This is a genomic window from Dyadobacter subterraneus, assembly GCF_015221875.1.
In the GTDB taxonomy this organism is placed as follows: Bacteria; Bacteroidota; Bacteroidia; order Cytophagales; family Spirosomataceae; genus Dyadobacter; species Dyadobacter subterraneus.
The window spans coordinates 1628305-1640713 of the sequence record NZ_JACYGY010000001.1; the positions used below are offsets into that span (position 1 = coordinate 1628305).

Sequence of the window (12409 nt, forward strand, 5' to 3'; positions counted from 1 at the left end):
CTTTTAATAATTGTCATGCTTTATGAAAAAGCATTGCTGCTGCCTATTTAAGTATTACAGTATTTGCCTTTAACTAAATCAATAAATCTCCCCCCTTAACATAACAAATGCCTAAAATTACTGCGCCTTTAAAAGAGCAATCCTGGTTTATAAAAAAAACGGGAGTGCTGCTTTTGATATGTTTTATTTCTGTAAAAGTATTTTCCCAAACGACACAAAATAGAACCCGTTCTTTTGATTCGGATTGGTATTTTTTGAAAGACAGTACTATTGAGGCGCAAAAGTCTGAATTGGATCATAAATCGTGGCGGAAACTGGATCTTCCACATGACTGGAGTATTGAAGATTTGCCAAATCAAAACCAGGAAAATGTAAAAGGGCCCTTTTCAAAAACCAGTGTTGGAGCAACGGCTACGGGTTACACGGTCGGTGGAACGGGATGGTATAGAAAGACTTTCAGGATCAGTTCTTCTGAAAAAGACAAAAATGTTTCCGTCCATTTTGACGGCGTTTATATGGAATCAGATGTTTGGCTCAACGGTCATCATTTAGGATATCATCCCAATGGTTATACACCTTTTGATTACGATCTGACCAGATATCTTTCTCCGGCCGGGCAAGATAATATCATGGCCGTTCGTGTTAAAAATATTGGAAGAAATAGCCGCTGGTACACCGGTTCAGGAATTTACCGGCATGCTTGGCTGAATGTTACCGATGCTGTGCATATTGCTCCGATGGGCATATCAATAACAACACCAGAGGTTTCATCAGCACAGGCAAAAACACAAATAGTCACCAAAATTAACGGTTTAAAGGGAAAGAATTTACCAATTTTGTTGGAAACCATACTTACAGGAGCAAATGGGAAGATCATTGCTCGAAGTCAAAAAAAGATTGACCTTTCACCGTCAGGCCAAACGGAGAACTCACAGTTTATAACCGTAGTAAATCCAAAAAAATGGTCGCCGGAAACTCCGTTTTTGTATAAAGCAAAAATTGTTCTGATTTCGGGTAAAAACCGGATTGACAGCCTGACGACACAATTTGGAATTCGTTCGATCAGTTTTGATGCAAAACAGGGTTTCGTACTTAACGGCAAAAGAGTTATGCTGAAAGGCGGTTGCGTGCATCACGATAACGGACCGTTGGGAGCAGTCGCAATTGACCGGGCAGAGGAACGAAAAGTGGAATTGTTGAAGGCAAACGGATTCAACGCGGTTCGAACAAGCCACAACCCACCTTCGACTGCATTTCTGGATGCCTGCGACAGACTGGGATTATTGGTGATCGACGAGGCGTTTGACATGTGGCAAAGACCAAAAAATCCCCAGGATTATCATCGCTTTTTTGATGAATACTGGCAAAAAGATTTAGAAGCGATGATCGTTCGGGATCGCAATCATCCCTCTGTTATTCTTTGGAGTATTGGAAATGAAATCAATGAACGTGCCGATTCTTCCGGGTTGGTTATTACCAAAAAACTTGCAGATTTCGCACATCAACTGGATGCAACGAGACCTGTAACCGAGGCGTTATGTGTTTTTTGGGAGCATCCCGGCAAAACCTGGAAAGATTCTGATCGGGCTTTTGCCCTGCTGGATGTTGGCGGTTACAACTATGAATGGAAAAACTACGAATCAGATCATCTCCGTAATCCTGAGCGTATAATTCTGGGTACGGAAACTTTTGCAAAAGAAGCATTTGAAAACTGGCGAATGGTTGAAAAACATCCTTATATCATTGGTGATTTTGTCTGGACGGCCATGGATTATATGGGTGAAACAGCAATTGGTCACACGCTTTATCAGCCTGAATCTGAAAAGGATAGTACAAGAGCAGTTTTGCCCTGGCCATGGTTTAATGCCTGGTGCGGAGATATGGATCTGACAGGCATCAAAAAACCGCAGTCTTATTATCGTGATGTAGTCTGGCGCAATCAGGCTTGTACTATGGCTGTTCATGCACCGATTGCCAAAGGAATGAAGGAAACAGTCACGAATTGGGGTTGGCCTGACGAACACCAAAGCTGGTCCTGGGCGGGGCAGGAGGGGCAGCTTTTTCAGGTTCGTGTTTTTAGCCGAAGTCCGTTAGTCAGACTGGAATTAAACGGAAAGTTAGTTGGTGAAAAAAATATGACGGATACTTCGATAGTTGCTGTTTTTACGATCCCTTATCAACCTGGAACACTTAAAGCAACCAGCTATGAAAATGGCAAAGTAACAGGATTTTTTGAGCTGGTAACCGCCGGTAAACCAACTCATTTGAGACTGGTGGCAGACCGGTCGGTGCTAAATGCAGATCGTAATGACTTATCCTATGTCACCGTTGAAGTGGTTGATGATAATGGCCGGGTTGTTCCTTCGGCGACTGTGCCAGTTTCATTTGAAATGAGCGGTGCAGGTACACTGGCTGGAATTGGCAGCGGTAATCCAACCGATTTGAGCAGCTTTCAAGGGACCGAAAAGTCAACTTTTAATGGAAGATGTATGGCCATCGCCCGCCCAAACGGAGTATCCGGTTCCATTACCTTAAAAGCCAAAACGCCGGGTCTAAAATCCGCTGAGGTAATTTTAACGGTTAAATAATTCTTAATTGAATGTTAGCCCTTATATGATTCCAGATGATTCCAGATTAATATCAGCATTGTATTTTGATATAATAATTTGATTAATAATTTGTTAACGATATCCTGTAAATCCACCTCAATCCAGTAAATCAAGATCCGGGAGAAGAATTGAAAAAATATTTTCAAAACTTTAAAGTAAAAGGAAATCCATGTTCGTCTACCATTTTAGAAAGGCAGAAACGATAAAAAGTCAAATAAAAACTGCTGACTGCCTTTCGCTATTAATAAATGGAAAAACATATTTTAAATCAATCACCAATTTTAAAATCAAGAACATGAAAAATAACTTTCGTTTCATATTCCCGCGTCTGGTGGGCGCCACGTTAGTCGTTGGTTTGGCCGCTTTTGTCATCACAACACTTTTCAAATTAATGTTAGGCCTTGTGCTTATCGGAGGAATTGTAACTTTGATAAGACGTGCCGCAGGGAGAAATCAAATGATGGCCGCACACATTCGTAATGGTCAGTTTGGAAATAATGAAGTGATCAATATTGACGGCGGAAATCCTTGGGCCGCAAGCACAAATCCAGTGCACGCAACTTCAACAATCGTACCAATTAACTAAACAAAAAACCAAAGCTTATTGTCTTTTTGCCAGATTCCTTTGAGGAATTGAAGGGGAAAATATTGCCTTTGGAAGAAAAACAAGACAATTTAATCAGATCAAAAAACTTAAAAATAAAAGCCATGTTTAATCAACAAACAACAACAGATTCACAGAATCAACAAGGATTTGGCCCGGGACATCACAGATGCGGCGGTCCTTTCAGAAAATTTGCAAACAAATTTGGTGGTAAATCACCTTGGGACAATGTTTTTAACGGTTCGTTTGGAAATCGCAAAGCCGTCAATATTGAAGAGAAGGAATCATCTTTTATCATTTCGCTTTATGCTGCGGGACTTGTAAAGAGCAATTTCAAAATATCGTTTACAGGTGATGTGCTCAATATTGCATATGCTGCGCCTAAGGAAGATGGCGCCAGCCAAAGTACCTATACTTACCAGGAATATCAGCCAGGCTCTTTTGAACGTTCGTTTCAACTGAACGGCAAAGTGCTGACCGATAATATTAGTGCATCTTATACGGATGGTGTACTGGTTATCACACTTCCGAAAAATCCTGAAACTAACAAACCTGGTCAGGAAATAAATGTGAATTAAAACCATTTTTTTGTCGTAGACTTAGCGGAATCTGTTAAGTCTCTGACAGATAAATTCTAATTCTTTTGCATTACGTATAGTGTTTAAGGTGGGAAGTTTGGCGTACAGGTACTTTTCGTTTATTTGATAATTTGAATACGGAAAAGCCGTTTGTTTTTGACAACTATGCCACTACATAGTAGTTGTAAATTACGCTGACTTTCAAGAACCACCAAAAAGTGTTAAAAATAGCCTCAAAATAAATTTTAAAAATTTATTTTGAGGCTATTTTTCTTTATATCAGATAGTTGAATTCAAATTTTAATTTTTGACAAAAACAAACTAAAATTAATGCAAACGTTTGCAATAATTTTACCGTTGATTTTAAAGCGATTTCAAAAAGAGCTGGTTCTTTAAAAGAGCCGTTTTGAAAAACCGTCTTTTTGATCAGATTTAATTATTTGTAAAACTTTAAGGAAACGTAAGTTAAACTCATGCAGAATCAAGCTGGAAAAATTAAAGTTGCAATTTTGGGCGTAGGTAACTGCGCAAGTTCTCTGGTGCAGGGCGTTGAATATTACACCACATTTTCTGACAAAAAATCCGGCCTTATGGCGGACGATATCGGTGGTTATAAAGCAGAGCATATTGAGTTTGTTTGTGGTTTTGATATCGACGATAGAAAAATCGGGCTTCCACTGAGTCAGGCCATTTTTGCCAGGCCAAATTGTACGATCGTTTTAAATTCCGACATCAAATCGCAGGCGCTAGTTTATCGATCGCCGGTCATCGACGGGGTTTCACCACAAATGGCTGCTTATCCCGTAGAAAACCGGTTTGTAATAAAAGATGGCCTTTCAACAACTGATATTTTGATTGATTCGCAGCGCTATGATCCTCATCTGGTGGCATCAATCAGGAAAGAAATTGTTCAGCATTTAAAAGATCATCAGGCCGAAGTACTAATCAATTACCTGCCCGTTGGATCGCAGCTTGCCACCGAATTTTATGCGGAGATTTGTCTTGAACTGGGGATTTCGCTTGTAAACTGTATTCCTGTTTTCATCGCATCCGATCCGGTTTGGGAGCAAAAATTTATAGATGCAGGAATACCAATTATTGGTGACGATATGAGAAGTCAGTTCGGTGCCAGTATCGTTTCGCAGATGTTGCAGGAACTGGCCTTCGAACGCGGACATCATGTAAAAGCGCACATTCAGAGAAATGTAGGCGGAAATACCGATTTTCTTAATATGGAAGATAAAAACCGTCTTAAATCCAAAAAGATTTCAAAGGAAAACGTCATCCGTGCGCAGAATGACATCCGGGGGATTTCTACAAACGACAGCTTCCTGCACGCCGGACCTTCTGAATATATTGCTTATTATGGCGATAATAAGGTTGCCAATTTCCGGTTGGAGCTGGAAGGATTTATGGGCGCACCTGTCGTTTTTGATGCGCAGCTGTCGGTGCAGGATTCTCCTAATTCGGCTGGTGTGGTCATTGATGCGATCCGTTATGTATACGTGGCGAGGGAACTTGGTTTGGTTGGAGCATTAAGAGGCCCATCCGCATCGACTCAAAAAACGCCGCCACAGCAAATGATGTTTAGCGATGCAATTTTCGAATGCCACGCTTTGGCTAAACGTGAGCTCACAGAATCCACAAAAAAACAGTTGAAGAAACAAGTAGCCTTAGCGATTTAATATGGGTAGGGAATAACTATGGAGCCTGAAATGTTACGCCAGGTCAACATTTTCATTGCAGTTTTAATGAATTAATGCCGGATCGTTTTCGATTTGGCATTAATATCTAACTTCTGGAATTTTCGGAAATGGTTGGTTAAATGGAAGAATCCAAACCGGAAATAAACTGGTCCACAAAACAAATTTTAATTCCACGGGCAATGTTTTCGTAGCCATCCATTGTCGTGGGTTTTGTGATAAAGGTGCTGATTCCTAACTGGTATGCTTGTTTTCTCAGTGCCGCATCCTGAGAAGTTGAAACCATAAGCGTGGGAATATTTTTGAGTTCTGGTTGGGATTTAATAATGCTGATCGCTTCCAGACCGTTGAGTCGGGGCATATTCATATCAACAAGAATTAAAGTCAGGTTTCCACTTTTGAAGCTGATCAGGTCAACAAGATTCTGACCATCCGTAGCCTCAATGATGGTGGTTCCGGGAATAATTAAATTAATTGCTTCTTTTAAAAACAAGCGGTCATCTTCATCATCATCTGCCAAATAAATTTCAATTTCCCCCATTTAAAGTTGTTCACTATTGATTTGACAAATTTGAAAGCTTCCTTGCTCTCCGCTTATTATTTTGCAAAGGTAATTTTTAATTAAAAGGTTTCAATTAATTGTTTATTAGAAAGTATTTCCACCGAAATGGATGCGAATGCCCTGACAATACATGTTATCCTTACTAAAATTTTATTTTTGAAATAATCAAAATAAAAAAATCAGCCTCGTACAAGACTGATTTTTTTGTGTCCTGGCTTATCTTAAATTAATTATTCAGGATATCTTCAAGGTTGGTAAGTGCGGAAGTAAATCCTGATTCGAAACCCATTGCAAGTATTTTTTCCAAATTGGACAAATCTGCGAAAGTAATTTCGACATGTTCTTTCGTTCCGGCTACATCTGGCAGAAATTCATTTTTCCGATGCATGCCTGACATGTCGTTGTTGGCAATACCGTTTTCATCACAAAAGCAATCCGATGCTTTAAAACTTTTGTTAAGGTCAATACTCAGATAATCAACTCTTGCCCAATGTCTGGAATCATCAGGCCCGGCCATGGTATAAATCCAACTTCCTCCAACGCCTGAAATACATCCCTTATCATTCTGATTTGTTTGATTTGCTTCCAATTGGTTGCGCAAATCTTTTCTTAATTTTTTTAAATCCGCGAATATCGAGCGGGATTTATTGTTGTTTTTGAAAAGAATCAGGATAGAGTAATAACTAGCTCGTCACCTTCACGCACTAGCCCGTTTTGCAGACTCACAAGATTTTGCCCGAAAAAAATATTTTTGTCAACCTTCCGGTACTTAGCAAGCGTTTTTAAAGGTTCGGAGCCTTTCTGACCTGTTATTGGATCGATAGTTACCAAAACACAACGTTCGCAGGGTTTGGCAACAATAAATTCAACCTGTCCGATTCTGACCTTTTGCCAGAAATCTTCTGCAAATGGTTCGGTTCCTGAAATGACAAAATTTGGCCGGAAACGTTTCATGATTACCGGATGATCAAGTCTGCTGTTGAGATCTTGCAGCGAGCCTTCTGAAATTAATAGATACGGGAAATCATCGGCAAAACTAACCAGCGCCACTTTGCCGGAATAAGCGGAATCCATGTTTCTCTGTGTCTGCTCCGACATTTCAACAATCCTGACATTTTTTCCAAGCTGAGTACTTAACCAAAGATCGGCCTGATCACAAATCGTTCGGGCGAGCACCACATCGTCCCAAACTTTTACCTGAATTGTCTGATTGGAAATTGCTTCGAAAGGTACCAAAACCTGATCGTCGGCCTGAAAACGGTGAAAAATTACAAGGCCTTCTGCATGAATTGCGACATCAAGCAAAGCCATTTTTGCATTTACACGTTGGGTTAAAAATTTACCATTTTCATCCACAATCATCCAGCGCCGGTCATATTGCAAACCTTTTTCTTCAACCTGTGCCTGGGTCTGACGGATTCCGCCGAGCGATTTTACCGGATAAATCCATATTTCAGATAACCTCATGGGCAGTTTTTAGAATGATTTCCATTTTCCGCATAAAAAACCATTCCCCGGCATGGCTGGTACAATTGTTTATATCAATAGCCAACGCTGTATATGATAAAACTATCTATTAAAACTATACTTTTTGATATTATTATCTAATTTAAAAAAAATATCTCACCTGTAACTTATTACATATTACTTACTTATAATGCCTGACAAACCGGTAAAAACTCGTATTGCTATTCTGGGCGGAGGTCCCAGCGCGTTGTTTATTTATAAAAGATTTGTTGAAGCGGTTCGCACAGATCTGGAAATACACATTTTTGAAGCGAAAAAACTGTTGGGAGCAGGAATGCCTTACAGTTATGAAGGTGCTAACAGAGAGCACGTTACCAATGTTTCCGATAATGAAATACCCGAAATTGTCACGTCCATAGAAACCTGGATAAAAACACTTTCCAAAGAGAGTCTGGCTAAGTATAATATTGAGAAGGAAAATTTCAACGAATATAAAGTTTTACCTCGTCTGCTTTTTGGACAATATTTATCTGCGCAGTTTAATTTGCTGCTGGAAAAGGCAAAATCAGATGGCTTGGCCACAATTGTTCATTTAGGAAGCAAGGTGATTGATATCGTTGATAAACCCCGCTCCGGAAAGGTTGAGATTGAAACTGCTGAGAAAGAAATATTGGAATTTGACAAGGTTATAATCTGCACCGGGCATAAATGGCCGGTTAAATATGAAGGTATTGTACCAGGCTATTTTGATTCTCCATATCCGCCTGCCAAGCTTGAATTAAAACTTAATCATCCCATTGCAATCAAAGGATCTTCGCTTACGGCAGTTGATGCGCTCAGAACGCTGGCGCGTAATAACGGCACTTTTGAGACGGATAAAAATGGGAAAGTGAAATTTCTGCCGTCAAAAGACAGTCCGGATTTTAAACTTGTGATGCATTCAAGAAATGGATTACTTCCCGCTGTTCGTTTTCACCTGGAAGACCCGCTCGTCTCTAATGATTCGTTGTTAAGTCCGGAGGAAATCGAGAAAAACAAAGCTGAAAACGACGGTTTTCTTTCGCTTGATTTTGTGTTTGAAAAGGAATTCAAGGATTTGTTTAAAGACAAAGATCCAAAGTTCTATGCAAGCATAAAGGATCTGAGCATGGAAGAATTTGTAGATTCAATGATGAGCCGTCGGGAAAGTGCGGAGCCTTTTTCACTTTTCAAAAAAGAGTATGAAGAAGCCGAAAAATCAATAAAAAGAAAAGAATCGATCTACTGGAAAGAGGTGCTCGCCATTCTTAGTTTTGCAATGAATTACCCTGCAAAATATTTGTCGGCCGAAGATATGCAAAGGCTGCAAAAAATATTAATGCCTTTAATTTCAGTGGTGATCGCTTTTGTTCCGCAGAGTTCCTGTGAAGAATTGCTTGCTTTGCATGATGCCGGAAAGTTGGAAATAATTTCGGTAGGAGAGACAGGAGAGGCAGAACCTGAAAAAATCAAAGGCGGTATTACTTATCACTATACCGATGAAAACGGAAAAGAACAATCCAATTACTTTGAGACTTTCGTGGATTGCGTTGGCCAGCCGCATTTGAACTATGAAGCTTTCCCATTTGGCGGATTACTGGAAAATAAAGCCATAAGCCCCGCACGGATTAAATTCAGGTCACCTGAAAAAGCCAAAGATGCCCTTACTTCGGGAAATAAAAATATCGAAAAGTCGGGTAATGACTATTATCTGAAAGTGCCTGGAATTACAATCAATGATAATTTTCAGATCGTTGATGCGAAGGGAAAGGAAAATGACCGAATTTATATTATGGCCGTACCTTACATCGGTGGGTATAATCCCGATTATTCAGGGCTGGATTTTTGCGAGCAGGCCTCGTCCAATATTGTGGATACAATACTTGATGTATAAAAGTTGAAAAGGAAATAGTGGTCATAACCAGGGAAAAATATTTCCATTGGTTATGACCTTTTATTTTTAAAACAAACCATGAATCTTCATAGACAGAAACGGCATCCAGTGTTTGCCTGTACTAATGATAATCAGAATTAGAATAATGAGATAATTCATTTTCCACCACCTCTTTGCAGGCTGACTGGGTGGAGAATAAATCTTTTTAAATAGAATAATGACAACGGATGTCTGTATTATAAAGGGCATGATTGAAAACGAGTCTGGTATCATGGAATTATTGATTTTAAGCTGTTTTCTAATGTTTTCAATGTTTTTATGCTGAGTTTTAATATATAGAAGTAAATATTTTTTCCGCCGGCTTTGACCTGGTTTTTATGGTATTGAGTGGTGCATGACTTGCTTGCTGTATTTCCTGGATTCCTTTTCTTTGGCCGCTAAAAAGAAGATATGTCCAGTCTGAAAAAGCGCGGAACATTACCTTTTTGGATGGCATGAAGTAATGGAAAATTAGCAATCTCAGAAGCCAGGCGCTCATTCCGGTAAATTGCATTCCGAAGAACTTTCCAATTCCTTTTCCGATTCCCAGACTTGCCACTTCGCTAGACGTATTTGAGAATGGTTTTAACCGGTTTCCAAGAAGAGCTCTGGCTAGGTTTTTACCTGCATGTGTTCCATGTTTAATGGCCCAAAGCGCATTTGAGGGACAAGCATCCTGGGTTGAAGTCCGGTTAACATGGCAGGCATCACCGCCACCCCAAATATTGTCGTGACCGATTATTTGAAGATATTCATTGGTAAAAATCCGTCCGGAAATATCACGTTGCATGGATTCGGTTCCTTTCAAGCGAATTCTGGTTTGACCGGTAGCCGTGATTACCATTGTGCTTTGCAAAAAAGAGTGATCATCCAGATATACTCCTTCTGGATTGATACGGACAATTCGGCTATTTGGTATCACTTTCACACCTTGCGTTTTCAGGACTTCTTCGGTATAAGTTCTTAATTTTTCACTTCCATGCAGAGCCGGCAAAAGTTGTTGTTCGTTGTCAACTAGGGTAATATTGGCTTTAATATGATCCAGAGAAGGATAAGATTTTTTTAAAAAGCCAACGTATTCCGCCAGGTTGGCAGCCAGTTCAACACCAGTAAATCCTCCACCTGCTACGATGAAATTCAAAAGCTGCCGGGCTTTGGCTTCCGAACTGTGTCCTGCAACTTTAACCTGATTATAAATCTGAATTCTGGTTCTGTAAAAAGCATCACGAGACTTTACCTGATAACCAAAATCCGCCAGCCCGTCGATATTTTCACTATCAAAAAATCCGAAAGCCAAAAGCAAATGATCGTAATCGAGATGCTGAAGAAGTCCGCTTTCATATTTGACAGTTACAATTTGTCTGGCTGAATCTACTATTTCCGCCCGGGCTTTCAGATGTGTAGCCAGTGGCATGATTTCAGACAAAGGACTAAGCTGATTTTCAGCCTGTAAAATGCCGGTTAGTGTTTCATTTGTCCAACCGTGAAATGTATGGTCCGTCTCCGGGCAAACGACAGTAATATTGACCGTTCCGTTCGACAGTTCGCTGCTCATGCGCCTTGCAAAAGATTTGTAGGCATTGACAGCAACATGTCCACCGCCAAGAATTACGATTTGTATAACGGGATTTTTCATAGTAGTAGTTTTTAAGGAAGGTCTAAGAATGTCTGCCAGGCCCCTGACAATTTTTTATGCAGGGGCGCTGGAAAACAAAGGAGGGTTTCATATTTTGGAAATGGCAGGAATGATCGGGCTTCCTTGTTACTTTCCATGTAGAATGAAATCCTGGGTTACGTTGAGCATAATAAATAACACGGATCAAATATATGACCGCATATTTCTGGCCGCTTTGAAATGTATGTGAATCGAGGTTCGGAGGCAGTAGAAACCTTTTTTTTGTAAGTAAAAAAATCAGTACTATACAAAACCTTCTCTGCTATGTAAGTCCGTTAGCTAAAAAGCCAGGTGTAAAAATTTGAAAGAATGCCCTGAATCCGTAATTTTCTGTAAAATGAAACTCAACTTGGAAAACCGGATACAAATTTTGATTGTGGAGGACGAGGCGGTACTTGCTATGTATGTTAGTGATCTTCTTGAAGCTCAGGGATATGCCGTCGTGGATGTGGCGGATAATGGGCGAGAAGCCTTATCAGTTTATAAAGATAACCGGGTTGATCTGCTGCTTTGTGATATTAATTTGAAAGGAGACTGGGATGGAATTGAAACGGCGCAGCAAATCATTGCATTTAAACCGGTTCCTGTTATTTACTTGACTGCTTTTTCTGATAAACAAACTATTGAAAGGGCAAAAGAAACATTCCCGGCTGCTTACCTGACCAAACCGGTGAGACCGGAAAATCTGAACATAGCCGTAGATCTTGCGCTTCATAATTTTGCGCAGGGCAAACTTGCGGTAAAAAACGCAGAGCATAAAAAACCGGAACCGGCTGATAAGGAAACAGCTGGCAAGGAATCTATTTTACTGATCAATGATCAGGTTTTTATCAAACATAATTACCAGTTTGTTCGTATCAGTCTTGATGATATTTTGCTGCTTGAAGCTGATAATACCCATACCAATATTTTGGTTAAAGGACAAAAATACGCCTTGCGCCTGACGCTTGGAAATACCCAGCAACGTTTGGGATTTGATGCCCTGGTTCGCGTGCACAGGTCCTTTGTTGTCAATGTCAGGAAGATAACCGGCTTTAATGACCGTGAAATTTTTATTGATTCCTTCACGGTTCCGTTGGGAGCGCAATACAAAGATGATTTTATGAAGCAGTTTCGTGTCCGTTAAGATTGGGTGAACTGCTTTACTTACAAAAAGAATATATCTCACTACAATCCGGAAGTATTTGACCTACATTTTACCGCATTTTATAATGAAATGCGGTACTATTACAATCAAAAATTTAAGACTGAAATTGGACA

General features: G+C 40.0%; 10 protein-coding genes. 6 read left to right on the forward strand and 4 right to left on the reverse strand.

The features are described from left to right. The first annotated feature begins 107 nt into the window (after positions 1–107). The 4 genes from IEE83_RS06765 (at position 108) to IEE83_RS06780 (ending at position 5476) form a co-directional block, all read left to right on the forward strand. Positions 108–2588, forward strand: a complete 2481-nt coding sequence (locus IEE83_RS06765) for a glycoside hydrolase family 2 TIM barrel-domain containing protein (RefSeq protein WP_194119854.1) — start codon at positions 108–110, stop codon at positions 2586–2588. Between the two features lie 316 nt (positions 2589–2904). After that, on the forward strand, positions 2905–3195 hold the full coding sequence (locus tag IEE83_RS06770) for a hypothetical protein (RefSeq protein WP_194119855.1): 291 nt from the start codon (positions 2905–2907) through the stop codon (positions 3193–3195). A gap of 122 nt (positions 3196–3317) precedes the next feature. Continuing rightward, positions 3318–3791 carry an Hsp20/alpha crystallin family protein gene (locus tag IEE83_RS06775; protein WP_194119856.1) on the forward strand — a complete coding sequence of 158 codons (474 nt, stop codon included), beginning with the start codon at positions 3318–3320 and terminating at the stop codon, positions 3789–3791. 473 nt (positions 3792–4264) lie between these two features. Further along, complete coding sequence (locus tag IEE83_RS06780; protein WP_194119857.1) at positions 4265–5476, forward strand: inositol-3-phosphate synthase; 1212 nt, start codon at positions 4265–4267, stop codon at positions 5474–5476. 136 nt (positions 5477–5612) lie between these two features. Here the strand turns inward: IEE83_RS06780 and IEE83_RS06785 are convergent, their stop codons facing one another. From IEE83_RS06785 to IEE83_RS06795, 3 genes are all read right to left on the reverse strand, one after another. Then, positions 5613–6035: a response regulator gene (locus IEE83_RS06785; RefSeq protein ID WP_194119858.1), complete on the reverse strand. Its 423-nt coding sequence runs from the start codon at positions 6033–6035 to the stop codon at positions 5613–5615. 247 nt (positions 6036–6282) lie between these two features. After that, positions 6283–6657, reverse strand: a complete 375-nt coding sequence (locus tag IEE83_RS06790) for an SRPBCC family protein (RefSeq protein WP_194119859.1) — start codon at positions 6655–6657, stop codon at positions 6283–6285. A 65-nt stretch (positions 6658–6722) separates the two neighbouring features. Then, complete coding sequence (locus IEE83_RS06795; RefSeq protein ID WP_228101704.1) at positions 6723–7523, reverse strand: MOSC domain-containing protein; 801 nt, start codon at positions 7521–7523, stop codon at positions 6723–6725. Positions 7524–7713: 190 nt separating this feature from the next. Between IEE83_RS06795 and IEE83_RS06800 the strand changes: the two genes are divergently transcribed. Then, on the forward strand, positions 7714–9435 hold the full coding sequence (locus IEE83_RS06800; protein WP_194119860.1) for an FAD/NAD(P)-binding protein: 1722 nt from the start codon (positions 7714–7716) through the stop codon (positions 9433–9435). A gap of 328 nt (positions 9436–9763) precedes the next feature. On the opposite strand, the gene IEE83_RS06805 is transcribed toward IEE83_RS06800, so the two are convergent. After that, positions 9764–11110, reverse strand: a complete 1347-nt coding sequence (locus IEE83_RS06805) for an NAD(P)/FAD-dependent oxidoreductase (RefSeq protein ID WP_194119861.1) — start codon at positions 11108–11110, stop codon at positions 9764–9766. A gap of 376 nt (positions 11111–11486) precedes the next feature. Between IEE83_RS06805 and IEE83_RS06810 the strand changes: the two genes are divergently transcribed. Further along, positions 11487–12275, forward strand: coding sequence for a response regulator (locus tag IEE83_RS06810; protein WP_194119862.1), 789 nt, complete (start codon positions 11487–11489; stop codon positions 12273–12275). The last annotated feature ends 134 nt before the right edge of the window (positions 12276–12409 follow it).